This window comes from Ruegeria sp. BI12, assembly GCF_056537985.1.
The window spans coordinates 190,187-215,009 of record NZ_JBQFSL010000003.1; the positions used below are offsets into that span (position 1 = coordinate 190,187).

24 protein-coding genes are annotated in these 24,823 nt (G+C 57.5%); 10 read left to right on the top strand and 14 right to left on the bottom strand.

Annotated elements, in window-relative coordinates:
- Window positions 1-65 precede the first annotated feature (65 nt).
- The 3 genes from ACR0AK_RS19885 (at window position 66) to ACR0AK_RS19895 (ending at window position 4,534) form a co-directional block, all read left to right on the top strand.
- Window positions 66-2,984 (top strand): error-prone DNA polymerase, encoded by a 2,919-nt coding sequence (locus ACR0AK_RS19885; RefSeq protein WP_480794677.1) that lies wholly within the window; start codon window positions 66-68, stop codon window positions 2,982-2,984.
- A 50-nt stretch (window positions 2,985-3,034) separates the two neighbouring features.
- Entirely contained in the window at window positions 3,035-3,448 is a 414-nt protein-coding gene (locus tag ACR0AK_RS19890; RefSeq protein ID WP_480794678.1) for a group III truncated hemoglobin, read from the top strand.
- Between the two features lie 147 nt (window positions 3,449-3,595).
- Entirely contained in the window at window positions 3,596-4,534 is a 939-nt protein-coding gene (locus ACR0AK_RS19895; protein WP_480794679.1) for a DMT family transporter, read from the top strand.
- A 55-nt stretch (window positions 4,535-4,589) separates the two neighbouring features.
- On the opposite strand, the gene ACR0AK_RS19900 is transcribed toward ACR0AK_RS19895, so the two are convergent.
- Entirely contained in the window at window positions 4,590-5,702 is a 1,113-nt protein-coding gene (locus tag ACR0AK_RS19900) for an S-(hydroxymethyl)glutathione dehydrogenase/class III alcohol dehydrogenase (RefSeq protein WP_480794680.1), read from the bottom strand.
- A 130-nt stretch (window positions 5,703-5,832) separates the two neighbouring features.
- Between ACR0AK_RS19900 and ACR0AK_RS19905 the strand changes: the two genes are divergently transcribed.
- Window positions 5,833-6,120 carry an I78 family peptidase inhibitor gene (locus ACR0AK_RS19905; RefSeq protein ID WP_480794681.1) on the top strand — a complete coding sequence of 96 codons (288 nt, stop codon included), beginning with the start codon at window positions 5,833-5,835 and terminating at the stop codon, window positions 6,118-6,120.
- Window positions 6,121-6,181: 61 nt separating this feature from the next.
- The gene (locus ACR0AK_RS19910) at window positions 6,182-7,834 is read left to right on the top strand and encodes a Y-family DNA polymerase (RefSeq protein WP_480794682.1); all 1,653 of its coding nucleotides are present in this window, start codon (window positions 6,182-6,184) and stop codon (window positions 7,832-7,834) included.
- A gap of 16 nt (window positions 7,835-7,850) precedes the next feature.
- On the opposite strand, the gene ACR0AK_RS19915 is transcribed toward ACR0AK_RS19910, so the two are convergent.
- On the bottom strand, window positions 7,851-8,576 hold the full coding sequence (locus tag ACR0AK_RS19915; RefSeq protein ID WP_480794683.1) for an SDR family NAD(P)-dependent oxidoreductase: 726 nt from the start codon (window positions 8,574-8,576) through the stop codon (window positions 7,851-7,853).
- Window positions 8,577-8,802: 226 nt separating this feature from the next.
- Here ACR0AK_RS19915 and ACR0AK_RS19920 point away from each other — a divergent pair, with 226 nt between their 5' ends.
- The 5 genes from ACR0AK_RS19920 to ACR0AK_RS19940 are packed head-to-tail and all read left to right on the top strand — an operon-like array spanning window position 8,803 to window position 13,009.
- On the top strand, window positions 8,803-10,134 hold the full coding sequence (locus ACR0AK_RS19920) for an NAD(P)/FAD-dependent oxidoreductase (RefSeq protein ID WP_480794684.1): 1,332 nt from the start codon (window positions 8,803-8,805) through the stop codon (window positions 10,132-10,134).
- On the top strand, window positions 10,088-10,633 hold the full coding sequence (locus ACR0AK_RS19925) for a hypothetical protein (RefSeq protein ID WP_480794685.1): 546 nt from the start codon (window positions 10,088-10,090) through the stop codon (window positions 10,631-10,633). Before ACR0AK_RS19920 ends, ACR0AK_RS19925 begins: the two co-directional genes overlap by 47 nt.
- Window positions 10,633-11,856: an MFS transporter gene (locus tag ACR0AK_RS19930; protein ID WP_480794686.1), complete on the top strand. Its 1,224-nt coding sequence runs from the start codon at window positions 10,633-10,635 to the stop codon at window positions 11,854-11,856. The genes ACR0AK_RS19925 and ACR0AK_RS19930 overlap by 1 nt, the downstream gene beginning before the upstream one ends.
- The gene (locus ACR0AK_RS19935; protein WP_480794687.1) at window positions 11,853-12,470 is read left to right on the top strand and encodes a DUF3833 domain-containing protein; all 618 of its coding nucleotides are present in this window, start codon (window positions 11,853-11,855) and stop codon (window positions 12,468-12,470) included. Before ACR0AK_RS19930 ends, ACR0AK_RS19935 begins: the two co-directional genes overlap by 4 nt.
- Entirely contained in the window at window positions 12,467-13,009 is a 543-nt protein-coding gene (locus ACR0AK_RS19940) for a DUF3833 family protein (RefSeq protein WP_480794688.1), read from the top strand. Before ACR0AK_RS19935 ends, ACR0AK_RS19940 begins: the two co-directional genes overlap by 4 nt.
- Window positions 13,010-13,075: 66 nt before the next feature.
- On the opposite strand, the gene ACR0AK_RS19945 is transcribed toward ACR0AK_RS19940, so the two are convergent.
- The 12 genes from ACR0AK_RS19945 to ACR0AK_RS20000 all read right to left on the bottom strand — a co-directional run bounded on the left by ACR0AK_RS19945 (window position 13,076) and on the right by ACR0AK_RS20000 (window position 24,783).
- On the bottom strand, window positions 13,076-14,101 hold the full coding sequence (locus ACR0AK_RS19945; RefSeq protein ID WP_170561806.1) for a porin: 1,026 nt from the start codon (window positions 14,099-14,101) through the stop codon (window positions 13,076-13,078).
- Between the two features lie 379 nt (window positions 14,102-14,480).
- The gene (locus ACR0AK_RS19950) at window positions 14,481-15,617 is read right to left on the bottom strand and encodes an energy transducer TonB family protein (RefSeq protein ID WP_480794689.1); all 1,137 of its coding nucleotides are present in this window, start codon (window positions 15,615-15,617) and stop codon (window positions 14,481-14,483) included.
- Window positions 15,614-15,991 (bottom strand): ExbD/TolR family protein, encoded by a 378-nt coding sequence (locus ACR0AK_RS19955; RefSeq protein WP_480794690.1) that lies wholly within the window; start codon window positions 15,989-15,991, stop codon window positions 15,614-15,616. Before ACR0AK_RS19955 ends, ACR0AK_RS19950 begins: the two co-directional genes overlap by 4 nt.
- Window positions 15,988-16,353: an ExbD/TolR family protein gene (locus ACR0AK_RS19960; RefSeq protein WP_480794691.1), complete on the bottom strand. Its 366-nt coding sequence runs from the start codon at window positions 16,351-16,353 to the stop codon at window positions 15,988-15,990. The genes ACR0AK_RS19955 and ACR0AK_RS19960 overlap by 4 nt, the downstream gene beginning before the upstream one ends.
- Window positions 16,346-17,011 carry a MotA/TolQ/ExbB proton channel family protein gene (locus ACR0AK_RS19965; protein ID WP_480794692.1) on the bottom strand — a complete coding sequence of 222 codons (666 nt, stop codon included), beginning with the start codon at window positions 17,009-17,011 and terminating at the stop codon, window positions 16,346-16,348. Before ACR0AK_RS19965 ends, ACR0AK_RS19960 begins: the two co-directional genes overlap by 8 nt.
- A complete protein-coding gene (locus ACR0AK_RS19970) occupies window positions 17,008-17,436 on the bottom strand; it encodes a hypothetical protein (RefSeq protein WP_480794693.1) in 429 nt (142 codons plus the stop codon). Before ACR0AK_RS19970 ends, ACR0AK_RS19965 begins: the two co-directional genes overlap by 4 nt.
- Window positions 17,437-17,604: 168 nt before the next feature.
- Entirely contained in the window at window positions 17,605-20,133 is a 2,529-nt protein-coding gene (locus tag ACR0AK_RS19975; protein WP_480794694.1) for a glycoside hydrolase family 9 protein, read from the bottom strand.
- A gap of 45 nt (window positions 20,134-20,178) precedes the next feature.
- Complete coding sequence (locus tag ACR0AK_RS19980; protein WP_480794695.1) at window positions 20,179-21,105, bottom strand: glycosyltransferase family 2 protein; 927 nt, start codon at window positions 21,103-21,105, stop codon at window positions 20,179-20,181.
- A gap of 1 nt (window position 21,106) precedes the next feature.
- Window positions 21,107-22,075, bottom strand: coding sequence for a glycosyltransferase family 2 protein (locus ACR0AK_RS19985; protein ID WP_480794696.1), 969 nt, complete (start codon window positions 22,073-22,075; stop codon window positions 21,107-21,109).
- The gene (locus ACR0AK_RS19990; protein WP_170561783.1) at window positions 22,065-23,036 is read right to left on the bottom strand and encodes a sulfotransferase family protein; all 972 of its coding nucleotides are present in this window, start codon (window positions 23,034-23,036) and stop codon (window positions 22,065-22,067) included. The genes ACR0AK_RS19985 and ACR0AK_RS19990 overlap by 11 nt, the downstream gene beginning before the upstream one ends.
- Before the next feature lie 3 nt (window positions 23,037-23,039).
- Window positions 23,040-23,921: a sulfotransferase family protein gene (locus tag ACR0AK_RS19995; protein WP_480794697.1), complete on the bottom strand. Its 882-nt coding sequence runs from the start codon at window positions 23,919-23,921 to the stop codon at window positions 23,040-23,042.
- Window positions 23,922-23,991: 70 nt separating this feature from the next.
- On the bottom strand, window positions 23,992-24,783 hold the full coding sequence (locus ACR0AK_RS20000; protein ID WP_480794698.1) for a WecB/TagA/CpsF family glycosyltransferase: 792 nt from the start codon (window positions 24,781-24,783) through the stop codon (window positions 23,992-23,994).
- Window positions 24,784-24,823: the final 40 nt, after the last annotated feature.

The following is a 24,823-nucleotide window of genomic DNA, read 5'->3' on the forward strand; positions in this document are numbered from 1 at the left end:
ATCGACCCGTTTCCTGCGCAAAGGACTCGAAAAAGAACAAAACGTGAATATAATAGGGAATCGCCATGTATGCCGAACTGTCGATCACGTCCAACTTCACCTTCCTCACCGGGGCCTCTCACCCCGAGGAGTATATGGAGCGTGCCGTTACCCTGGGCCTCCCTGCCATTGCGATTGCCGATGACAACTCGGTCGCCGGGATTGTCCGCGCCCACACCCAAGGGCGCGAGATCGCCCGCAATGTACGCGAGCGGTTGGAGTGGGAGGCACAGAACACCTCTATCGGCCCGCCCTGCCCCGATCACATCCCCAAACCGCCCTCATATCCCGTCCACGCGGTGCCACGCCTGATCCCGGCCGCGCGCCTGATCTTCACCGATGCGCCCACTGTCACCGCCCTGCCCCTGAACCGGCAGGGCTGGGCCAACCTGTGCCGCATCCTCTCCAAAGGCCGTCTGCGCGCTGAGAAAGGTGACTGTATCCTGCACCTGTCCGACCTGTTGGAGTTCTCCGACGGTCTTCACCTGCTGCTCTGGCCACAGGCAACCCGATCTCCGGGCGGCGCGGACGCATGGCGGACACGGGCGCAACAGCTGACGCACCGCTTTGCCGGGCGGATGCATCTGTTGATGCACCCTCGGTATGATGGTGCCGATAGCACATATTTCCTTTTGTTAGAGACTGATTCAAAGCAGATCGGCATCCCCACCCTCGCCAGTGCCACGCCCCTGATGCACCACGGTGCACGCCGCAAGTTGGCAGATGTGCTGACCGCCATCCGCCTACGTCGCAAGGTGGATGAACTGGGCCGCGATGCGCTGACCAATGGGGAACAGCGCCTCCGGTCCGAGGCCGAGATGCTGCGCATTTTCAAAGGGCATGAAGGGGCCGTTGCCCGGGCCCACGTACTTAGCGAACAACTCACCTTCTCACTTGATGAGCTGCGCTATGAATATCCCAGCGAAGGCAGCGAACAGGAAACCCCGACCCAGCGCTTGCACCGTCTGGCGCATGAAGGGTTGAAATGGCGCTATCCGGCAGGCGCGTCCGAGAAGGCGCAAAAGATGTTGGCGCATGAGCTCACCTTGATCGGTAAGCTGAAATACGAGCCCTATTTCCTGACCGTCCGCGACATCGTCCATTTCGCCCGCTCGCGCGGCATCCTCTGCCAGGGGCGCGGCTCGGCGGCCAATTCGGTGGTCTGTTTCTGCCTCGGCATCACTGAGGTCAGCCCCGAGATGGGCACCATGGTTTTTGAGCGTTTCGTCTCGGAAGCGCGCGACGAGCCCCCCGATATCGATGTAGATTTTGAACATGAACGCCGCGAGGAAGTAATCCAGCACATCTATGACCGCTATGGCCGCGAACGCGCGGGCCTCTGTGCCACGGTCGTGCATTACCGCGGCAAACGTGCAATCCGCGAGGTTGGCCGCGCGATGGGGCTAACGGAAGACACCATCTCAGCTTTATCCTCACAGCTCTGGGGCTTCTTTTCCGCCTCTGGCCTTGAAGCCCAGCGCATGCGTGAAATCGGCCTCGACCCCGAGGATCGACGATTAAAACAGACTCTAATGCTGGTTTATGAGATCGACGGTTTCCCCCGTCACCTCTCACAACATGTCGGCGGTTTCATCATCACCGAAGGGCGCTTGGACGAGCTTGTTCCCATCGAGAACGCCACGATGGAGGACCGCACGGTCATCTGCTGGGACAAAGATGACATCGACTCCTTGGGCATTCTGAAGGTCGATGTCCTCAGCCTCGGGATGCTGACCTGCATCCGCAAGGCGTTCGACCTGATCGGCCAGCACCATCAGACCAGCTATACGCTGGCAACCCTGCCGCCCGAGGACCCGGTGGTCTATGACATGCTCTGCAAAGCAGACTCTGTTGGGGTGTTTCAGGTGGAATCGCGGGCACAGATGAACTTTCTGCCCCGGATGCGACCCCGCAATTTCTATGATCTGGTGATCGAGGTCGCCATCATCCGCCCCGGCCCGATTCAGGGCGACATGGTCCACCCCTATATCCGTCGTCGGAACGGAGAAGAGGAGGTCAGCTTCCCCTCGGACGAACTGGGCGAGGTGTTGGGCAAAACGCTGGGCGTGCCGCTGTTTCAGGAACAGGCGATGCAGATTGCCATTGTCGGCGCAGGTTTCACTCCAGAACAGGCGGACCGGCTGCGCCGCTCGCTGGCGACGTTCAAGAAACACGGCAATGTCAGCGAATTCCGCGCGCTGTTCCTGCGCGGGATGAAGCGTAACGGGTATGAAGACGACTTTGCCGAACGCTGCTTCTCGCAAATCGAAGGGTTCGGGTCCTATGGTTTCCCCGAAAGCCACGCGGCCAGCTTTGCGCTGCTGGTCTACGCCTCGGCCTGGATCAAATGCCATCATCCGGGGATATTCGCCTGCGCCCTGCTGAATTCGCAGCCAATGGGGTTCTATGCCCCCGCCCAGATCGTCCGCGATGCGCGCGAGCATGAGGTTCAAGTGCGCCCGGTCTGCATCAATGCCAGCTTTTGGGACAATGTGATGGAACCTGACGGTCAGGGCGGGCTGGCGCTGCGGCTGGGCTTCCGCCAGATCAAGGGCCTCAGCGAGGAAGATGCCAGCTGGCTGACAGCCGCGCGCGGCAATGGCTACCATCAGGTCGACGATGTCTGGCGCCGTGCCGGTTTGGGACCATCGGTGATCGAACGGCTGGCCGAGGCGGATGCCTTCGCCGCCTGCGACCTGACACGGCGCGAGGCGTTGTGGCAGGCCAAAGCGATCGCCACAGCCAAACCCCTGCCGCTGTTCTCGCAAGATCTGGAGGGGGAGGCGCTGGATGAACCCGAGGCCTACCTGCCGAAAATGACCTTGGGCGAGCAGGTGGTCGAGGACTACGTCGCCACTCGCCTCAGCCTACGGGCGCATCCCGTCGCCCTGCTGCGGCATATTCTGACACCGGACCCGCGCGACAAAACCACGCCTGTCGCATGACCGCAGAACGCGATAATGCCCCTGAACAGAGTCGAAATCGGACCATCCCAATGACCAGACCCACGCTGCCCCCACGCTTTCCCGCGACGCCAGATCAGATCAACGTGCAGGTCCGCGCCTTTTATGCCCGCGTGCGCGAAGACACAGTACTGGGACCGGTCTTCAACAAACATGTCCACGACTGGCCCGCCCATGAGGAAAAGATCGCCGCCTTCTGGCGCAACGCGATTTTGTTCGAGCGCAGTTATGACGGCAACCCGCAACGAGTCCATATCGAGCGGCCCGACGTAAAGCCCGAGTTCTTCGCCCTTTGGCTGGACCTGTTCGAAGAAGTCGCAACCCAGACGCTGCCCTCTGAAACCGCGACGCCTTGGGTCGCGCTGGCCCGTCGCATCGGGGTGGGAATGAAAGCGGGCGTGCAATCCGCACGCCAACCCAAGGACGCACCACCGATCCTGCGATGATCCCGCGTCATGGCGGCCATGCAATGTTAGCGGTAAATTAGGGGCTATGCGCGCCACCAAAATGGGTTTACTCAAAGGCAAGCCACCCGCGCACTTGCGGAGTGATGGCACAGTCACAACACCGATACATCACCCGGGGCCACAAAGATGAGCACTCAGAACTCCACCCTCCGGGGACTCGGCTATGCGTTTTTGGGCTTTGCGGTCTTTGCTAGCCATGACGCATTGATCAAGGCGCTTGGCGGCGTCTACTCGGTGATGCAGATCATCTTTTTCGCCACGCTGTTTTCTTTTGTGCCGATGGCCGTCACGATTCTGACCGACCGGACAACCGGGAACTTTCTGCCCCATCACCCATGGCTGGTGTTGCTGCGATCTGGCCTGATGGTCACCGCGATGTCCTGCGCGTTCTATGCCTTTTCGGTTTTGCCGCTGGCCGAGGTTTATTCGCTGCTGTTTTCCTTCCCGCTGATCGTGACAGTCCTGTCGATCCCCATTCTCGGCGAAGTGGTCCGCGCCCAGCGCTGGGCCGCCGTCGGCGTTGGCTTGATCGGCGTTCTGATTGTCCTGCGTCCAGGCGCAACGGATATCACGCTGGGCCATCTGGCCGCCCTGACAGCTGCCTTTTGCAGCGCCTTCGCATCCGTACTGGTACGCAAGATCGGGAATGAAGAACGTTCGGCGGTGCTGATCCTGTACCCCATGCTGTTGGCCATCGCGGTGATGAGCCTTGCACAACCCGTTGTCTATCAACCGCCGTCCTTGCTGCACCTGGCGATGATGGCGCTGGTCGGCGTTTTCTCGGTCATCGCCCAGCACCTGATCATTCTGGCCTATCGGGCCGCGCCCGCCGGAGTTATTGCCCCCAGCCAGTATAGCCAGATCATCTGGGCCACGATCTTTGGAATGGTATTCTTTGGTGAACGCCCGGATATCTGGGTCGCAGTGGGTGCAAGCGTCATCATCGCATCCGGTGTCTACGTTGTGTGGCGCGAAAGCCGGACCAACACCACTTCGGCGAACACCCCGGTTCTGCGTGTGCGGTCACCGCGTTCAGATACCGGGGCAACGCGGCCGGGGGAATAAGAAACGGCGCGTCATTTCAACGCGCCGCATCAGCATTTCCTGCAGGTTTAGAGCCTCAGTAAACGACCACAGACCGGATGCTTTCACCCTTATGCATCAGATCGAAACCATGGTTGATGTCGTCCAGACCCATTGTATGAGTGATCATCGGGTCGATCTCGATCTTGCCGTCCATGTACCAGTCGACAATCTTGGGCACGTCGGTGCGGCCCCGTGCGCCGCCAAAGGCCGTGCCGCGCCATGACCGGCCAGTAACCAGCTGGAACGGGCGGGTCGAGATTTCGGCTCCGGCAGGTGCCACACCGATGATGATGGACTCACCCCAGCCCTTATGCGCCGATTCCAGCGCGTCGCGCATCACGCCGACGTTGCCCGTGGCGTCAAAGGTATAGTCCGCACCGCCTTTGGTCAGGCTGACCAGATAGGGCACCAGGTCACCCTCGACTTCTTTTGGGTTCACAAAATCAGTCATGCCAAACTTGGTGGCCATTTCGACCTTTGACGGGTTGAGGTCCACGCCAACGATCTGATCTGCCCCGGCTAGGCGCAGACCCTGAATAACGTTCAGACCGATACCACCCAGACCAAACACGATGGCGCGGCTGCCGATTTCCACCTTTGCGGTGTTGATCACCGCACCGATACCGGTGGTCACACCGCAGCCGATATAGCAAATCTTGTCGAACGGCGCGTCCTCACGCACTTTCGCAAGCGCAATCTCGGGCAGAACCGTGTGGTTCGCGAAGGTCGAGCAGCCCATGTAGTGCAGGATCGGATCACCGTCCAAAGTCGAAAAGCGCGAGGTGCCATCAGGCATCAGGCCCTGGCCTTGGGTTTCGCGGATCGCCTGACACAGGTTCGTCTTGGGGTGCAGACAGTACTCACATTCACGACATTCCGGAGTGTAAAGCGGGATCACGTGATCGCCCGGCTTCAGGCTGGTCACGCCCGGGCCGACCTCGACCACAACGCCTGCGCCTTCATGGCCCAGAATGGCCGGGAACAGACCTTCGGGGTCGGCACCCGACAGGGTGAACTCATCAGTGTGGCAAATGCCGGTGGCTTTGATCTCGACCAGAACCTCACCCGCCTTGGGGCCTTCGAGGTTCACATCCATCACTTCCAAAGGTTTGCCCGCCTGAACGGCGACGGCGGCACGGGTACGCATTGTCGTTGTCTCCCTGTCTTCTTTGATCCGACCCTGCGTCAATTGCCGGGCGTTTTCAACTGCGCTTTGGTGACAGGTTGGCTAATTGTTTGATATTGCAGTAACGACATTGTCAGAAGGAGAAACGCCAATGCACCGATTTATTCCCGCTCTGGTCCTGCTGGCAGCCTGCGCCGAGACGACCGCGCCTGTTGCAACACCTGCGTCGACGGACGCCGCCTCGGTTGATCTGGCCTTTTGCCAGGGCGAAGCTTTTGCCGATTCCATTGGCCAACCGGTTTCGACTATTCAGACCCAGTTGCCTGAGCGGTCACGCGTTCTGGGCCCTGATGACATTGCCACACAGGATTACCGCATCGACCGGCTGAATGTTTTCGTGAGCGGCTCGGGGATCATTCAACGCCTGACCTGCGGGTAAGCGTGGACTCGGCGGGCGACTCTGGGATAAGAACAAAGTGAGAACACTTTGATGTCTGCCGATGCCAAAACGCCGAATACTCTCACTGTGGTTTCCCCGTCTGGGGGCTGAACGGCTGATCCGTGCTGCGCGGGGGCTGCATGCTGGCCCTTTGGCCGTGGTTGCGGAACAGTCAAACATGCAGGTGATTACCTCGCTGAATGTGGAAGCGCAGGCCGCCGGTCTGCGTGTGGGTCAACCCGTGCGTGATGCCCACGCCATGTGTGCAGCCCTGATCACGCGACACCGCAACGCCCCGGCTGAGGCCGCGTTTCTAACCGCGCTGCGCCGTTGGGCCGGCAAGTTCAGCCCCTGGGTGGCCGAAGAGGCCCCGGACGGGCTGGTCGTCGATCTGTCAGGCTGCACGCATCTGTTCGGCGGGGAAGAGGCACTACTGAGCGTCATTGAAACCGACTGTGCAGATATGGGGCTAAGCGTGCAGATGGGCATCGCCGACACGCTGGGCGCGGCCTGGGCGCTGGCGCGGTATGCAGGGCAAGAGGCCACATCAGATCGCAACGGTGACGCCATCAGTCAAGAGGCCCGCGCCACCCGCGCACGGGCGGGTAAACGGCGACACTGGACCAAGGGCGGGGCTGCACCGCAAGTGATGGCCCTGGGTGGCGGCGCACGGATCGCAGCACCAGGGCAATCTTATGGCGCGCTCAGCCCCCTGCCGATTGCAGCGCTGCGCCTTGAGGATCAGGTAGTCGCACAACTAAACCGACTGGGCCTGCGCCGGATCGGCGATCTGCTGGGCCAGCCGCGTGCAAGTTTGGCACGGCGATTTGGGCGAGGGCTGGTTCTGCGATTAGATCAGGCGATGGGCAGCGCTCCCGAGCCGGTCTCGCCCGCACGTCCGCCCCATCACTTTGCGGTGCGGATGACCCTGCCCAATCCGATCGGCCTGATCGAGGACGTGATGGCCGCAATCGACCGGGTGCTGCCCACGCTTTGCGCGAAGCTCGAAGAGAAGGCGCGCGGCGTGCGTACCCTGCGGCTTGAGGCGCATCGCGCCGATCAGGCGGCTGAGATCATCGAGGTTGGTCTGGCTCGCCCAACCTATGAAAAACACCGCATTCGCCCTTTGTTAGAGATGAAAGTTGATAAGATCGACGCAGGCTATGGCATCGACATGCTGCGGCTTGAGGCGATCCAGACCGAACCCATCCACGCCCGCACAGTGGCCGGTCACGCCGAGGCGCGTCGTGTAGCCCGCGCGCGGCTGGAGGGCAATACCGCCGTCGATGACCTGATCGGCAAACTGGGCGCCCGGGTCGGGTTGGACGTGATCACCCGGCGCCACCCGGCAGCCTCACATATCCCCGAAAAAACTGCGCAGACGTTGGCAGCGGCGTGGTCGGAACCCGCCCGTGACTGGCCTGCCCCGTCGCGCCCGCGTCCGTTGCAGATGTGGCAGCCCGAGCCGGTGATAGCCGCTGAAGCCCCGGAGGTTCCAGCCGCCTTTCGCTGGCGCGGGCGTGACTGGCAGTTGGCACAGGCCACCGGTCCGGAACGGATCGCACCCGAATGGTGGCTGGACGACCCCAACTGGCGCAGCGGCGTGCGGGACTACTGGGTGGTTGTCACCGAACAGGGTGAGCGGCTGTGGCTGTTTTACGGCCATGGCGGCACGATGTCGGCAGGCTGGTTCTGTCACGGGCAGTTTGGTTAGAACGCCAGATTAGAGTCTATTTTCCGCGGTAAATCAGCCAATCCGGCAGGTAATCCAGCAAACGGATAACCCAAGAGAACGGTGCCGGGAAATCGGTGCGGAACCGGCGGCGCGACATCGCCCTGACCACCCGGTCCGCCGCGTCCTCGGGTGTCATCAGCATCGGCATCTTGAAAGTGTTCTTTTCGGTCAGCCGGGTCTTAATGAATCCTGGATTGACGATCCGCACGGTTACCCCCGTGCCTGCCAAATCAAATCGCATCGTTTCAGCCAGAGAGACCAGCGCTGCCTTGCTCGCCGCATACCCAACCGCAGCCGGAAGCCCGCGATAACCAGACAAAGACCCGATCAGCGTGATGTCGCCTTGACCCGCGCGCACAAACCCAGGCACCGTCTCGCCCAACACGCGCAGCGCGCCAAGATAATTCACGTCTGTCATGGACAGAACCGCATCGGTGTTCCAGTCGGCTGATTTCATCGGCTCATAGGCCCCGGCATTGTAAACCAGACCATCCACAACACCGACCTCTGCCACGGCGCGGCGCACAGCCTTCAGGTCGGTCACGTCGAACGGCACCGCCCGCGCATTCGGAAGGGTTTCGCAGATCTCGGCTAGTCGTGCCGCATTGCGCGCCGACAGGACCAGATATGCCCCCTGACGGCTTAGCGCCTGAGCCAAGGATCGGCCCAGGCCCTCGCTGGCGCCAACAATCCAAATAGTTTTTCCGTCAAAACTGTTCATGCTTGGGCTATCCGCACTGTCGGGAACACATGATCCGGACATTGGTTTCGTGTTTTTCAGACATGTTAGGGATTTTACGGTCGGGTACCAAAGCTGGATCACGTGACTGCTCTAAAAATCGGGCAGACTTTACGAAGTAACGCACGCTCAAAAAAAGTCCAACGTGATTGATCCGTACCCGCAACTAGTACGTAATCCTTTTTAAATGTCGCACTAAGGGGATCACATGTTCGACGAACCACGGGGCTCACGCAAGAAAATCGCAATTGTAGGTGCAGGCATTTCAGGCTTATCCGCAGCTTACTACCTATCCGAAAACAATGATGTAACGGTCTATGAGGCCGAGCCACGACTGGGCGGACATGCCCGAACGGTGATGGCTGGCAAAAACGGGGATCAACCGGTCGACACCGGTTTTATCGTATTCAACTATTCCACCTACCCCAACCTCACCAAGCTGTTCGATGAATTGAACGTCCCTGTAATCAAAAGCGAGATGAGTTTTGGTGCGACGATCGACAATGGTCGCCTCGAATACGGGCTGAACAATCTGCGCACGCTGACCGCGCAAAAGCGTAACCTGATGCGACCGGCCTACTACAAGATGATCTCTGACATCCTGCGCTTTGGCAAAGAGGCGCCAGAAGCAGCCAAGGACGATGACACCACGATTGGGGAACTGATTGATCAACTGAGACTGGGCCACTGGTTCCGCCACAACTATCTGATGCCTATGTGCGGAGCGATCTGGTCCACCCCTGTCGAGTTCATTGACCGCTTTCCGGCGCGGTCACTGGTACGGTTCTTCCAAAACCATGCTTTGCTGGCCGGTGATCGAACCAAACAACACCAATGGTGGACGGTCAAAGGCGGCAGCATCGAATATGTCCGCCGCATCGAAGCCGCTCTGCGCGCCCGCGGTTGTGAGATCCGCGTTGCTGCTCCGGTTCAGAACGTTCAGCGGAATGAGCTGGGCGTAACCGTACTCAGCGAAGGTCAGGCGGATCTGTATGATGAGATTATCCTCGCAACCCATTCCGACCAATCGCTGGCCATTCTGGGCGACAGCGCCACACCCGAGGAAAAAGCCGCCCTCGGTGCGATCAAGTACCAACCCAACAAGGCCGTTTTGCATTGCGACCCGGGCCAGATGCCCAAAAGGCGGGCCTGCTGGTCCAGCTGGACCTATCGGTCGCAAGCCGGAAATGTCGGCGTCACCTATTGGATGAACAGGTTGCAGAACATTCCGGACAGCGATCCGATGTTTGTGACGCTCAATGTCTCGGCAGATATTCCCGCGGACAAGATCTATGACGAGGTCGAGTTTGCCCACCCGGTGTTCGATCAGGCAGCCCTGAAGGCACAAGGTCAAATTCGCGAGATGCAGGGACAGAACAAAACGTGGTTTGCCGGCGCATACAACCGGCACGGTTTTCACGAGGACGGGATTGCCAGCGCGATGCATGTTGTCGAGCGATTGAATGGCACCCCGCAAACCATCGGAGCTGACAATGGCGTTCTGGAAAAAGATCCGGTCATCCCTGTCGCGGCAGAGTAATCCATTCTGGCGCGCTATTCTTCTTTCATTGACTTTGCTGGCCCCAAGCGGGCTGGCCGCTTCAACCGTATCGAATGCATTGCCGAGCGCCGAATTGCGCGGATCGGCAACGTTCCGGTATCTGGGCCTGCCGATTTATGACGCGAAGCTGTTTACGGCCGGTGGCGCCCCGTTCAGCTGGAGTGAGGATTTCGGTTTGCAGCTGACCTACCGCAAGAACATCAAGCAGAAGGCTTTGATCGAATCCACGCTTGATGAAATGAAACGGCAGGGCAACAGCGGGCTGACACAGGCCAACCTGGGACAGTGCTTTGAGGCCGTCAGCAAAGGTGATGTTTATCTGGCTGTTTCGGATGGGCCGAACAAGGTTGGTTTCTGGCTCAACGGGCGCAAAACCTGCAACCTGACCGGACAGGGCATAAAAAAGACATTCATGTCGATCTTTCTTGGCGACAACACCAGGTCGGCAAGCTTTACGCGCCAGTTGAAGGGGCAATGATGCTGTATCCACGGGTCAGCCTCTATGCGCTGATGCTCGCGGCGGCGGGTATCCCCCTTTACATCCATCTGCCGCGCTTTGCGGCCGTCAACCTTGGAATTAGCCTGGGCGTGATCGGCACCGTTCTGCTGGTGATCCGACTGGTGGATCTGGTGCAGGATCCGCTGATTGGCTGGGCGATTGACCGCTGGCCGGGTGGCCAGTTGGCATTCGCCGCTGTGGCCGCAATTGGGCTGGCCATAGGCTTCCCGCTGCTCTTTGCTCTGCCTGAAGGCGCAAGCGTGACATCGCTGATCCTGATCCTAATCCTGCTGTTCTCGGCCTACAGCCTTGGAACCATACTGCTTTATGGGCGCAGCGCGACGCTGGCCAAAGCACCGGACGCGAAAGAGCTGATGACACTAGCGGCCTTTCGCGAAGGTGGACAACTGGCTGGGGTTGTCATTGCCGCCAGCGCGCCTGCTCTGTTCGTGGCTTTCGGGGCCGGTGCGCAGGGATATCCAGCCTTTGGCCTGTTCCTGGGCGTCCTGTCGATCGTCACCATCGCGGTGACCTTCCCGATGTGGCGGCGGACGCCGATCACGGGTGAGGGCCTGTCTTTCGCCGGATTGGGTCAGGCCGGCGCGCTGCGCCTTCTGGCGCTGGCTCTGGTCAACAGCCTGCCGGTCGCCATCACCTCGACCCTGTTTTTGTTTTTTGTGGAAGACAGGCTTCAACTGCCGGGCAAGGCGGGTCCGTTGCTGATCCTGTTCTTCCTTAGCGCCGGTGCTAGCGTTCCGCTTTGGGCCAAACTCAGCAACCGCATTGGCCCGAAACAGACTCTCATCATCGCCATGCCGCTGTCTATCGCCAGCTTTATTGGTGCTGCGATGTTGCCGGCCGGCGAACTGCTGAGCTTTGCCCTGATCTGCCTTGCTTCGGGCGCAGCACTTGGAGCCGATATGGTGGTTCTGCCCGCCATGTTCTCGGTTATTTTGACTCGCGCTGGGCTAAATGCCTCAGCCGCGTTCGGCATCTGGTCTTTCGCTGGCAAGCTTGGCCTTGCGCTCGCCGCCTTTTTCACTTTGCCGCTGCTGGAGCGCAGCGGCTTTTCGCCCGGACAGTCGAACTCCGTACAAGCCTTAGATACGCTTAATCTGGCTTATGCGGTGCTGCCCTGCATCCTTAAACTCGGCGCGTTTGGAATGGTCCTGACGCTGCCAACGGAGGTCACAGCCAAATGAAAACGCTTGTTGTTTTTCTGCTCGCCATCCTCGCGCTTTTCGTCGCCAAGAACCGGTTCCTGAGCTTTCGGTCGCAAACACCAGCCGATTACACCGGCACCGGGCCAGCGTTTAAGATGAAAGAGGTCCTGAACGGAGAGATCCTGTCGGAAGGGCTGATCTATGGGCCAAACGGCAAGATGTCGAACAGCTTTGTCGCCCGCATGGTTGGGAATTGGGATGGCAACACCGGCACGCTGGCCGAGCACTTCACCTATTCCAACGGCAAACAGATGACGCGCAAATGGTATCTGACGCTGGGCACCGGCAATACGTTCACGGCCACGGCCGATGACATCGTCGGAGAAGGCAAAGGCACGATATCGGGATCGACCGTCAAGCTGACCTACCGGATCATTCTTCCCGAAGATGCCGGGGGACACACATTGGACGTCACCGACTGGATGTACCTGACCGAAAACGGTGTGATCATGAATCGTTCCGAAATGCGCAAATTCGGGATCAAGGTCGCAGAGCTGATTGCCACGATGCGCCCTGCGCCCGAGGTCAAAGCCGCGCATGTTAGCGGCACGAACGGCTATGATGCCGACGCAGAACAGAGGCTGGTGCAATGATCTCACGCCGGGTCCTTATAGCGGGTCTGGCAATCGCTGGTTTTGCCCTTCTAACCGCCTGTTCGGCCAAACCGCGCATTCCCAAGACCTTTCTGTCAGACCGGCAGTTGAACCTTGAAGAGTTTTTTGAAGGTAAAACCGTCGCCTATGGTCAGTTTCAAGATGTTCTGGGCAACGTACCGCGCCGATTTACAGTGGATATCGACGGAACGTGGGATGGTGAAACCCTGACCCTGGTCGAGGATTTCCTCTATGATGACGGTGCCACCGAACAGCGTGTCTGGACGCTGACCAAAACCGGCGAGGATACTTGGACCGGCACCGCACCTGGCGTTCTGGGCACCGCCAGTGGGGTCGAGCGTGGCGATACGTTCAACTGGACATACAAGATCGATCTGCCGGTGAAAGAGGGCACGATGCGGGTCAACTTCGATGACTGGATGTGGTTGCTGGACGACGACCGCTTGCTGAACCGGGCCTATGTCTCGCGCTATGGTGTCCGGTTGGGCGAGGTCATTCTGTTTTTCGAAAAGAAATAGAACGCCAGAAACAGAAAAAAGGCGGACCTTAAGGCCCGCCCTTTCGGAAATCGGATTCAGATCAACTTAGAAGTTGAACTGAGCACCGAAGTCTGCGCGGATGCGCCCGTCTTCGTCACCCGTTTTGATTTCGCCGATACCACCACGCAGCGATGCACCGCCGCCCAGATCGTAGATTGCGCCAATACCGATGTTACGGGTATCGTTGTCAGCCGAACCGTCACCATAAGCAAACTGCAGGGTGGTTGCAGCGCCGAGGTTGTATGCCAGCGACAGACCGTATGCGGTACCGTTCTCGGCGTCATCAACAACGTCATCGTCCGCAACAAATAAGGTGCCCGAGAAGTCACCGAATTCTGCGCCCAGGGTCAGAACGGTCAGCGACTGCTTTTCGCTGGCGCTGTTCACGTTTGCCTTGGTCTGACCATAAGCCAGAGCGGCAGTGATGTTGTTGAAGGTGTAGGTTGCGCTGATGTCCCAGCGGTCTGCATCTTGCGGAACGCCATTAAACGCGATGGTTGCCTGGTCGTAAGACGCGCCAAAGGCAAAGTCGCCAATTGCGTACTGGAAGAACACGGCATTCGCACCCGAACCGGTCGATGTGTATTCCAGGAAGCTGTAGTCAACGCCCGAATACTGACCCAGGAATTCTTCTAGGCCCGGTTCGTTACCGAAGTAGTTGGCCAGGTTGTCGAAAGAACCGGCAACGTTGCCCGCGTCAACACGCAGACCACCGTAAATAACCGAGAAGCGTGCGCCGTTCAGACCCGCGCTGTTCTGTTCGCCGTTGCCGGAGTCGTCGTCGGCCTGCAGACGAACGCGCGCCTGGAACTCAACGCCGCCATCGGTTTCTGCGGTGCCGTCGATGTTCAGGCGGAAACGCGAGACCAGGATGGTGTTGTCGGTGTCGACGTCCGCGGTGCCATCAGCGACGATGTCGCCGTTTGCGTCCGTGGTAAAGTTGTTAACAGTACCGGTGCGATCTTCTTGGTAGCCAATACCAAAACGACCGTAGCCGCTGAATTTAACGTCGGCCGCTGCAACGCTTGCAGTTGCAATCAGAGCCGTCGATGCAATGAGAAGATTTTTCATGGTAAACCCACAAGTTTTGAGAGGAGTGCAGCCGCTAAGGCGACTGCTGGCCTACTCGGACAAATTCCGAGCGTGCGCAATGGTTTCGCTGCATTTCATTCTGGGCAAAGTTGGTATTTGTTGCATCTTTGCAAATGCAGAAAACCGTACAAAACCCAATTTCCTGAGTATTTACGTATGTTTCGCGATCAGCTGTGTTTCGTTACAAAAAGTTGATCAAAGAAATGCGACGATACCCCTTTAAATGCCAAAAAACGTACATGTATGCAATTGAGACTTCCCAAGTTTAGATCCCACCTGCCTAAAATGCGCAGATTCGGGCAAAATCCCGCTCAAAACGGGTTCCGTGTCGGGTGAACCGGGTGATGAATTCCACCAATCAATTGCTGGTGTAGAAGAAGGACAGTTTGCGGCTGACCCCACCCGGCGGCAGCGGAAAGGGCGAGGCCGCCTGAACCTGCGCCCTTGCGGCCCGGTCAACCTCGGACGATCCGGAACTGTCGATGACATCGACCCAAGCAAGCGTGCCATCTGGATTGATCTCAAAAAACACCTTGGCAAACCCTCGGGCGGCCACAAACACCGGGGGGGCACGGTTCAGGTGAACCAGGACCTCGCCCGCATAGTTCGTGGTGTCCGAATTGCCGGGGCCGCGCCCGCCCGCACGGCTACCGCTGCTGCCAGAGGTGAACGCATCCAGCCCTTCCCGTCTATAGGCATAAAGAGGTGACTCAACTTCTTCAGCTGGGAACTGCAATGCACTGAAGTCCCGCGCGCCGTTCAAAACGCCCTGCCTTTCGGGCACTTGCTGGCGTTCGGGGCGTTGCGGCCGGATCGAATTCGTCACGGCCAGTTCCGTACCGTCTTCGGTTGCGTCCTGTTCGGTCGGTTCAACCAGATCATCGGGATCAATCGCATCGGTTTCCAACGGAACGACGGGGATCGCCGCCTCGGGCGACGGGGTGACTGGCAAGGCAGCCAATTCTTGCGGTTCGGGTGCAACCGGCTGGACCTCGGTCGCGATCTCTGGCTCGGCCGCGTCTGCCTCAGGATTTCCTTGGGGCACTTCGGTCGTAGCTTCCGCCTGAACCGGTGGGGTTTCGTTAGTTTCTTCGCTGGCGGCGGCATCCCCGTCGGATGTGTTTTCAGTATCTGCCACATCGGGCTCAACAGGTTCCGTGGCAATCGGCTGAACCACCTCCGCCTCACCGATATCGGGCGCATAAACCTCTTGCGGGTTGTCAGACGCAACCAGCGCCTCACTGACCGGGATTTCAGGTTCCTCGGGCACCGATTCAACCGGAGGTTCCGGCGCCTCAGCCGGTTCAGGTTCAACCGGCTCGGCCACAATTTCGGCCAGGTCCTCGAATGTGGTGCTCAGCTCAATTGATTCCGGTGCCCGGCCGCCGGGCACGTCTTCCGCAAGCCGTTGCCCGGTCACGCTCAGACCCATCAGGTGCACAAACAGCGACACCAAAATGGCTGCCGCCGCAATCATGGCCGAGCGCCGGATCATTCCAGCGCCTTCTCGGTTACAACAAAGACTGACGTAGCGCCCAGCCGGCGTAGGGCACCGGTAACCTCAATCAAACGGGGACCCGGTGCGTTTCGATCAGGGACAATGCGCACGGCATCAGTCCTTTGGCCACGCATATGTGTTTCGGGGTCGGTTGGTACTCCACGAAAGCTTAGCATCCCATCGGCGTGCAGGATCAGCGCGTCGGGCGGCTCGCGCCCTTCAAGGTCTGAGGTATTGACCAGTTCAAGATCCGGATCCAGCGGCGGGGCCAGCGTGCCAGTGAGCAGGAAAAAAATCAGCATCAGGAAAACGACGTTGATCAGCGCAATAGTTGAGTCGCGTCTGCGTTTGGGGCGCCTGTACTTGATCATTCCAGCACCAGAACGCTTAAATCCTCGCGCCCGCGCAGTCGGACCAATACGTCGATGACGCGCTGCGCCGTAGTGTCCGGATCCAAACTGACCAGAACCTGCCCGGCCTCCAGTTGCGTTTCCAGATCATCAAGGGTCATCGGCTGCCCGTTCAGCACCAGTCGTTCGGCCCCCAACTGCAGGAACAGCCGCTCGGTCGGTGTGTCCGAAGTCGCGCTGCCGCCCACTGCGTTACTCAGTTCGATCTCGCCATATTTGGAAAAGGTCGAGGTCAGCATGAAGAACAGCAACAGCAGGAAAATCACGTCGATGAGAGGCGTCATCGACATGGGACGTCGGACAAAGGGCGCTGTGTTACGCATGTCCGGGGGCGGTCGCCACAGTCCGAGTATCGTCGGCCTGCGCAACAGCCTGCCCCGGCACCAGAATTGTCCGCAGCGCCTTGTCCGCGAAAACCCGCTCGCGCGCGGTGCGGCTTTCGAACCAGGACAGCAGCATCGAAGTCGGCATCGCCACGGCCAGACCCACTGCCGTTGTCAGCAGGGCCACCCAGATACCACCGGCAAGCAGAGATGGGTCGACAGACGACCCTGCGGATTGAAGGCTGCGAAATGCCTCGATCATCCCCAGAACCGTGCCGAACAGACCCAACAGCGGCGCAAGCTGTGCGACAGTGTCCAACAGGCGGAATCCACGCTCAAGCCCCGCAAGCGCCAGACCGGCCTCGGCATCCAGCCTTTGGTCCAGACCCGGTGTATCCGGGGCCTCCATCGCAACCTGTACCAGCGGGGCAAGGTAACTGCGGCTTTTGGCCAAACGTGCTTGGGCGGTTTGCAAATCGCCCGCATCCCAAGCCGCCAGTGCCTCGGACAACACCCGGTGGCGCCCGACGCCCGATGCGGCGAATTGCCAGAGTTTGTAAAGCGCGACCGCTACGGTCACCACGGACATTGCGATCAGGATCGCCACAACGGGACCGCCCAGATCAAGGACTTCGCGCAACGCATCAAAGGGGCTCATCCAATCAACTCCACATCTGTTCGGCTTTGCAGTTTCAGCCCGTCTTCGCATACCGAACTGTCAGCCCCGGCCACTTTGCATGAGTTTGTGCCGTTGATCAGGGCCTTCCCGACCGAGCCGCAATCTCTGCCGGGCAAGTCGAACTGGCGCACACGCGGGCGATCTGCTGGCAAATCACGGAAATTGAAAATCGACAGGCTGACCACGCTGCCAGAGGCGTCAAAGATCACCGTCTCAAAGCTGGCCTCGTCAATTGCGTTACCAGTTTTGTTTTCGACCACAAAAGTCAGCCGACAGGCTTGCCCGACATCCTGAACCGTATTCAGTTCTACTTGCAGACCTTCCGAAACCGCCACTTCGGACTGGGCCATCGCGGACATTGGCAATGCGCAAATTACAGCAAGTGCCGGACGGAGAAAGAACATTGGCGCGCTCCCGATAGCTCAACGCAGATATCAAGTGCCGGCGACGCTCCGCTGGCGTGCTTAAGACATAGCTAAGACCCAAACAGTGTTAAAGAGTTCTCGACATCATTGTGAAGTGGCGGCGAACCAGAACATTGAAATCCCAAGGTTGTCTGGCGGACCGATCGATCAGGCTGGCATTGTTGCAAGCGCACAAGCGACCAACCATTCCATCGCATTCGATTTGATCCCGTGCTCAGCTGCTATTGCGATACTGTGGCTTTCAAAAATCTGCGTGTATATCGGCCAGTCTTGTTGATCAGTTGGATAGAAGGCACCGGCGGTTTTGCGCAATTCCCAATCATACATCTTTCCACCCGCCACACCGAAACTGATCTGACCGGGGATTTTTTCACCGCCCCGCTGATCTGTCAAAAGAGGATCTGAAAATCCCCGATGACCCAGCCCTTGCACAAAACTCACGTTGGCGGGATTGCAACCCAGTCCGAACCACATACCTTCGATTGCGGCGCTATGTACCTCAGGGGTCACTTCACCCTCTAACGCAAACAACATCGCCATCTGGCCCGCTCGCCAGTTCGAGCCCGGACCAAAGCGCAACCAGCCCAGACCCCAGGGATAATCAGCGGTATTGTGCAGCCCGTAGTCACGCCCCATCCGTTGACCCTTCAGCGCGCGATATCTGATCCACTTTTCTATGGCTGCAGCAATTTCGGCGTTCACCTCTCGGCCTTCGCGCGCGGCTCGCACATATTCCAGATAGGCACTCGGGAAGACCTCTTTTTTCAACGAAGGGTCGGACTTTTCGGCTTGCGGGACGAACGGGTTCTGATCCTCAAAAACCTTGCGCGCCTGCTGATCACCACTGGCCCGGTAGACAACGGCAGCCGAGGCGCTTCGAATTTGGCTAACTCGTCCACGTGCAGCCTTAGACAAATGGTCAGTTGGCTGTCGTTCAGCCCACAGCCAGGCACGTGTCGCTTCGGCGACAATGGCACGCCCAAGAACGGTATCTCCGCAGACATGAAAGATCACATGGCCTAGCTTTGCGGCTCCATAAGCAAATCGATATGCAGCCCATTCCTCGGGGCCATAGGCATAAGTTTTCTGAACTGGATTCCAAGATACCGAGCCCAGAATCCCACTTACGGAATACTCGACGCCCCCGATAATGCCGCCATCTTCGCGTTGGGTTCGACGCCAAAGCGATGCGCCCCACAGTGCTTCATGAATGAGATCAGGTAGAACAGTTTCTCCGTCACCCATATCGGTATCGCTTTTGCGCGACACGACATCCGCATGCGAAAAGGGCTTACCGCTTTCCGGCAGGTTCAAATCCAGATTCTGGCAATGACGAAAAGTCTCAACAATATCGGCCATATGAAAGACAACATCCATATGCTGGACACGCCGATCCCAATCCCCCGCATCATGCCAGCCGCCCCAGGCATCAGGGCTGGGTTCCATAGAAGAGCGCTCGGGTGCGGTATCTGAACCACCCAGAGCATTCACATTTTCTGACAGTGCTTTTGGTGCCCTTGCATCTCCATAGCCGTCCCTCATGAAGCCAAGCTTCAGGTCCGTTTGCCAGACTGTCAGCCCATCTGCCGGGTGCCCATTGCGCGGTCGGGTTCGCCCCTCACCAAAGGGGGCGGTGATTTCACACCCGGATCTTTGGTGAAAATACCATCGGGCCGCCAGTCGAAGGGCTTCTTCATAGGGCACTGACGACACGATGAAGGGGAACGACCGCCCCAATCCTGTCACCTGAAGCTGGAATTCACCCTCTCGGTCAAGATCCGAGAAGTCGGCCTCGTAGATATCACAACCGTTAAAGTTCAGGCCCTCCCGATGCGGCTCCAATCCGGGCTTTGCCAAGGTCAGATGGCCGGATCGAACCACGGTATCATCCTGCGTAGAAACGAGGTTCCACTCTGTTTCGGGTGTCAGCAGTTTGTCGGTACTCCCGGACCCGCCTGCCGTATCCTGCCCAAACCAACTGCCGACATAAGCTTTTTTGGGGCCGACCAACGGGTAGCCTGCCTGGCATACATGAACGGATTCACTGCGCAGATCGGAGTTCTTAACAAACTCTTTCTCTGCAAAGGATGGGCCCTTTATGCGAACGACCGCACCTGAAGGAATGGCTTGGTCCAGTTCAAACGTCACCAAATGCCTCTTTGTGCTTTCCCATTGACGAACCGTCACAGCAAGAGTGCGAATAGGCGAAGATTTCCGCCAGAGACCGGCAATCCCGACGGGTTCTCCATCAATTTCGATGTTCCAGTTTTCTCGCCGGTCAGCAGCTGCTCGTGACTGACTTTCAGGGCGGCCGACACGGAAACCGTCCAATTGACTTTTCTTCACAACCTGAGGCCAAGCCGTGAACATTTGCGGCGCAGTGGCATGTACATCGCCCGAAAAATAGCCCGCCGTTCTATTCAATTTACCGACTGCGCCAAAGGCGTTTGTCGGATCCGGTGACCAGCGAACCCGATCCGCCTGCGTCACTTCGATCGGGGTCGACTCGTCGAATAACGTGTCGACTACTGTCAATTGCAACCCGTTGTTTCCTAAGAAACTGATATCCAATTTGAAATCAAAAGCCGCCGCAATACCAGGCAAGATCGCAGTTACAACCGGCGCAGCAACCAAAGATGTACCCAGCAACAAAAATGCCCGTCGTGAATATGGCATGTGCCCCATTCTCCCTGCGCGTACGAGACAGCCGTCGGCCTTGGCCTACGCCCTTCGATCCAAGCTGCGCACAAACCTGTAGATCAGTTTCGGACGAAACAGACTATCAGGATACATAAACATCCCACAGACACCTTCCAACAGTGCCATGGGTTTTCGCCCGTACTGGTATTGGTTTCGAACCCCCGACCAGAAAATATCAATCTTACGAGCGCGCAGAAAAAATGGCAGTCGCGAACCAAAAAACCTCCGCATTTCCGGGTTGGCAGATATCTTTTCAAGGCAGGGAACCCGGCGGGCAAATGCGGGATCGCGGGTTCTGAAATTCGCTCCGCTTGCTACTTGGCGATAATAAAGAAGCGGCGGCCCCTCAACGACACAAAACTTACCGATCAAGGCGACCCGGCACCAAAATTCCCAATCCTCGCCATGTACCAGATCTTCGTCGTAACCGCCGGATTGACGAACTGCATCGGCTTTTAGCGCCAGCGCTCCTCCGTTAACGATATAATTCTTCCGCAGTAGCGCCCCCAGTTGGTTCTCGCTGGGCACCAGCAGGCGGTTGTCAGCGCCGTTTATTTCTTCACCTTTGGAGTTAATTCGTTGAACGCCAGCCACAGCGCCGACTGCACCAGACTCCTCGAGAGCATTTGCGTAAAATTGCAAGGCTTCGGCGTGCAACAAATCGTCCGCGTCCAAAAACAGGATGTATTTGCCCTGCGCCAAACTCAAACCCAGATTGCGCGCGGCACTGACACCTTTGGCTGGTCCATTCACGGGGACAAAACGGGCATCACGATTGGCGAAACGATCCAGGATTTCGCGGGTGCCATCAATCGAGCCGTCATCGATACAAAGAACTTCAAAATCCTGCATCGTTTGATGGCACACGCTTTGTAGCGTTTCCTCGACATAGCGCTCCATATTCCGAGCTGGAATGATGATCGAAAACTCAGGCCTGGACTCGCTCATCTCAGCCCCCTCCTGCTCGGTCCAAGCGGACGGCAGCCGTATTGTATTCGTCGAAACGGATCTGCAAAAAGGCCGCCAGCATCCCGGCCCCACGATAAATTTCGAGCGCTCCTTTACAGCATCTTGCCTTTGACCCGAAACCAAGGAAAACGCACATCACAAGTCCCCAGCCTATCGCCGCAAAACCTTTTAACACACGTATCGGGATTCCCTTGCGACGGATTTGAGCTATACGCGCCAGTGTATGCCCCATGCGAAACCAACGGCGCCTGAGCCAATGCATCGTCGCCCGGTGAGCCGGGATATGGTCCCAGACCAGAGCCTGCGCAGCAGCACGGATGGTCCCGCCCGATTCGATCCGAAGTCGCGAAAAAAACTCCTCATCCTCTCCGCCAGTGGTGTTAAAGCGGGCGTCGAACCTCATGGTCTGTTTTCGAATGATGGCAGCATCCGCCATTGAATTGTTGGTGGCAGCTGATGGAAGTTCAGCCCCCTGCTCGTAGGGACCCATTCGGAACAGGTTCAGTTGTTCGACCCAAGCGGGCGGGGCCTCGTCGTAACGCGGCTCGACAGCTCCCTGAACCGCAACTGTGTTTGGTAAAACCATGGTTCCCAACAACTCTGCCAACCAGTTTTCAGAGGCGGTTTCATCATCATCTAAAAACGCGAAGTAGTCTGCATCCCGCGGAGCTTCAGCCAGTGTTCGGTTGCGCGCGGACACGATTCCGCGCTCATGTTCCAAAACGTAGATCACTGGCCAACGAGACAAATTTTGAATGTCTCCTAGAACCGAACGGGCCATGGCATCTGGGGCATTGTCTGCGATCACCAACGTGACGCGCACGTCACAGTCACCCAACTGCTGATTGTTCAAACTTTCAATCAAAGCCCGCAACCCCTCGGGGCGCAGATAGGTTGCAATGCAAATCGCAACGTGTAGTTCCGCCTGAGATCGTGCTTCAGCGCTCATAACTGGCCAACTCTAGCGCGTGCCCCGCTATTCTATCGAACCGCGTTTTTTTTCCATCGGACCAAGACGCCCAGCGCTTGACTGGATTGAAGTCCGCAGATTTAGTTTCTGGCTGCCAACGGTTATCGTCAGAGGCCGTGGATCGGGATGACCCTCGGACCGGTAGCTTTTCGATTTCGTCCCAGGGAAACGCAGCTGCATTCAAACCGATGTGATTCAGAAGTTTCTCGACGTATTTATTCGTATCAGCAAGGATATCTTCGTAACGAACAACTATCATATCCTCATTGTAATTCGGTCCACCTTCCGCATAGGTCATGATGGCCTCGGTCCCCAAGCGCCATTCATCTGCCAATTGGCGGAAGTTTTTGCTCGTAAGTGAAAACCGAGAAAATGTCTTGAGCGAAGAGTCTACGACATCACGCCCGTCCCGAATGCACAGGATGATTTTTGCATCGGGAAAGATGTACCGCGCCAGTGACAGGTCATGAACGTGGGGGCATTTCAGCAGTATGTGCTTACCATCAACCTGCGCTTGCAGCTCCCTGAACCAACTGCCAGCAAGCATGGCCAGCACGTCATACTGGCCCAAGACTTCTTCGTTTCTTGGGAAGTATCGCAAGAAATCCCGAGTAAAAGCCGCGGCATCCCCGGCCGCGTGCAATAGAGGGAACTCATATAGACGACCCGGATCAGCCCCAACATCAGGGTGCATTGCGATGAGGTCGCGCAAGAAATTGGTGCCTGATCGCGGCATCACACCGAGCACCAAAATCGGAGTCTCAATGCTGCCACGCGCTTTTCGAGCTAATGCGGCAAGCTTCTCCCCTTTCTCTGGAGAGATAACCGGCAGAAAATCCTCGCTATCCAGAAAGCGCGCGCCCAGCAAACGCCGGGTCATCCGCACCACTTGGTTCAAGCGCATATCCCCAGCCATGTTCAAAGTGTTTGATACGCTCATAATTCACTCATTCGCTGCAGAATTGACAAAACTCATATCGCGCCAGGTCGGCCAGGGTAGAACCGCACGCCCAGTAAGTTGCGCCACATACTCAACATCTGTTCGGAAATGCTCGACCAGCATCTCCCGCATTTCTGGCGTCGGAGGTGCTACCTTCGTCTTCAAGTGTTGCTTGTTCATCGAAAGAGCCTGCTTGAGCCCAGGCGCTTTTTTGAGGTTTTTCACCAAATCCTGCATCCCCAGCGAGCGCATCGCATCCCCTCCGTAGCGCAGCGTTTTTTGAACCGCTGGGTAAAGGTAAGTTACGTTTTCGTGATGCCGTTCTGTGAGTGACGCCGGGTGCCGTTTGGGTTCAACACCCAGATGACCACACACTTGCTCATATATTGCATTTGGATTCGAAGCGATGTCCTCGGAAAACAACACCAGCAGAGCATCGCGATCGAAATTCGCCAGCCAGGTCTCTAGATCAGCCTTGTATTGGCTTTGTAGTGAATATGCCGGATTTCGTTTCCATGCGGCTTCGAATGTTGTTTCTGGTGGGATATGGCCTTTGCGGATTTCGTGCATATGGTTCGAAAATGCCCGTTCGATTGGGTCTCGCAATATGCATATAAGCTTCAGATCCGGGCTATACTGGGCTGCGCGTTCGGCGGCGTCACGACTAAAGAAATAAGTCGGCGAGCACTCACCCTTGATCGCATTTTCAGCACTGTCACGGAAAAAGCTCTCGTACCATGTGTACCCACGGTCATAATTCGCCGTGAAAAAATTAAGCTCCTTGGGCTCGCTGGTCGCAATCAATGGATGCTCTGAGAGAACATGATGCAACCAAGTGGTTGCAGCTTTCTGCGCGCCAATTCCTATGAAATCCACTTTCGACACATGAATTCCCTTCTGAACAACTCAACTCACTAACAAGACAAGGGAAAAAGCCCCGAGCCTTTTCAACAATTCACTTTAACTTCAAAATATCTTTCTTAAGAACCACGCTGATCGTATGGGGGTACCTGCGAAAATGCCTCTTACGAATGTGACCGGGGCCAGTCGCGGTACGGTGAAGCCATTCCAGTCCGATTTTTTGCATCCAAACAGGCGCGCGTGCATAGTCTCCGACCACATAATGAAAGCAACCGCCGCAAGTCACGATCCAAGCGCAATGCTTCAGACGAGGCGTAATTTCGAGTGAAAAGAGTTGCTCTTTTGGCTTACCCAACCCGACCCAAAGAACATCGGCCTTACTGTCATTGATGTCCGCGACAACCGCGTCAACTTCAGACTCGTCAAAATAACCGTTCCTTCGACCTGCTATGGTCAAGCCGGGATGAAGCTCAATCAGCTTTTCAGCGCAGGAACGGTTGATCTCTTCCGTGCCACCCAACAGATAGTAGCTGATATCATGCTTAACGGCAGGCCCGGCTGCTGTGTGGATGAAATCCGTTGTCGCCGTGCGCTCTGGTATTGGCTTCGAACCTCGAGCAAATTTGGAAGCCCAGACAACGATCTGACCATCCGCATGCACTATGTCCGCAGAATTTATTGCCTTGGCAAATTGTGGGTCCTTTTCGTACAGCGAGATACCGTATGCGTTCGCATCGAAAACAGTCAACGCGCGTTGAGCCTCACCGCTTCGCCGGCGTTTGACATCTTCGACCATCGCTGAGCTAAGTTCGGTATCGCTGACAAGCGCAACTGGCATCCCACTTACAATCACATGTGGCAAGCGCATCTTCAGAACTCGCTCCATCGTTACTCACTCTCAAAACAAATAGTACAAATACTTCTAA

Bases quoted from the DNA above. Each gene is read 5' to 3' on its own strand.
- ACR0AK_RS19885 (WP_480794677.1), top strand. From the start codon at position 66: ATGTATGCCGAACTGTCGATCACGTCCAACTTCACCTTCCTCACCGGG.
- ACR0AK_RS19890 (WP_480794678.1), top strand. From the start codon at position 3,035: ATGACCAGACCCACGCTGCCCCCACGCTTTCCCGCGACGCCAGATCAG.
- ACR0AK_RS19895 (WP_480794679.1), top strand. From the start codon at position 3,596: ATGAGCACTCAGAACTCCACCCTCCGGGGACTCGGCTATGCGTTTTTG.
- ACR0AK_RS19900 (WP_480794680.1), bottom strand. From the start codon at position 5,702: ATGCGTACCCGTGCCGCCGTCGCCGTTCAGGCGGGCAAACCTTTGGAA.
- ACR0AK_RS19905 (WP_480794681.1), top strand. From the start codon at position 5,833: ATGCACCGATTTATTCCCGCTCTGGTCCTGCTGGCAGCCTGCGCCGAG.
- ACR0AK_RS19910 (WP_480794682.1), top strand. From the start codon at position 6,182: ATGCCAAAACGCCGAATACTCTCACTGTGGTTTCCCCGTCTGGGGGCT.
- ACR0AK_RS19915 (WP_480794683.1), bottom strand. From the start codon at position 8,576: ATGAACAGTTTTGACGGAAAAACTATTTGGATTGTTGGCGCCAGCGAG.
- ACR0AK_RS19920 (WP_480794684.1), top strand. From the start codon at position 8,803: ATGTTCGACGAACCACGGGGCTCACGCAAGAAAATCGCAATTGTAGGT.
- ACR0AK_RS19925 (WP_480794685.1), top strand. From the start codon at position 10,088: ATGGCGTTCTGGAAAAAGATCCGGTCATCCCTGTCGCGGCAGAGTAAT.
- ACR0AK_RS19930 (WP_480794686.1), top strand. From the start codon at position 10,633: ATGCTGTATCCACGGGTCAGCCTCTATGCGCTGATGCTCGCGGCGGCG.
- ACR0AK_RS19935 (WP_480794687.1), top strand. From the start codon at position 11,853: ATGAAAACGCTTGTTGTTTTTCTGCTCGCCATCCTCGCGCTTTTCGTC.
- ACR0AK_RS19940 (WP_480794688.1), top strand. From the start codon at position 12,467: ATGATCTCACGCCGGGTCCTTATAGCGGGTCTGGCAATCGCTGGTTTT.
- ACR0AK_RS19945 (WP_170561806.1), bottom strand. From the start codon at position 14,101: ATGAAAAATCTTCTCATTGCATCGACGGCTCTGATTGCAACTGCAAGC.
- ACR0AK_RS19950 (WP_480794689.1), bottom strand. From the start codon at position 15,617: ATGATCCGGCGCTCGGCCATGATTGCGGCGGCAGCCATTTTGGTGTCG.
- ACR0AK_RS19955 (WP_480794690.1), bottom strand. From the start codon at position 15,991: ATGATCAAGTACAGGCGCCCCAAACGCAGACGCGACTCAACTATTGCG.
- ACR0AK_RS19960 (WP_480794691.1), bottom strand. From the start codon at position 16,353: ATGCGTAACACAGCGCCCTTTGTCCGACGTCCCATGTCGATGACGCCT.
- ACR0AK_RS19965 (WP_480794692.1), bottom strand. From the start codon at position 17,011: ATGAGCCCCTTTGATGCGTTGCGCGAAGTCCTTGATCTGGGCGGTCCC.
- ACR0AK_RS19970 (WP_480794693.1), bottom strand. From the start codon at position 17,436: ATGTTCTTTCTCCGTCCGGCACTTGCTGTAATTTGCGCATTGCCAATG.
- ACR0AK_RS19975 (WP_480794694.1), bottom strand. From the start codon at position 20,133: ATGCCATATTCACGACGGGCATTTTTGTTGCTGGGTACATCTTTGGTT.
- ACR0AK_RS19980 (WP_480794695.1), bottom strand. From the start codon at position 21,105: ATGAGCGAGTCCAGGCCTGAGTTTTCGATCATCATTCCAGCTCGGAAT.
- ACR0AK_RS19985 (WP_480794696.1), bottom strand. From the start codon at position 22,075: ATGAGCGCTGAAGCACGATCTCAGGCGGAACTACACGTTGCGATTTGC.
- ACR0AK_RS19990 (WP_170561783.1), bottom strand. From the start codon at position 23,036: ATGAGCGTATCAAACACTTTGAACATGGCTGGGGATATGCGCTTGAAC.
- ACR0AK_RS20000 (WP_480794698.1), bottom strand. From the start codon at position 24,783: ATGGAGCGAGTTCTGAAGATGCGCTTGCCACATGTGATTGTAAGTGGG.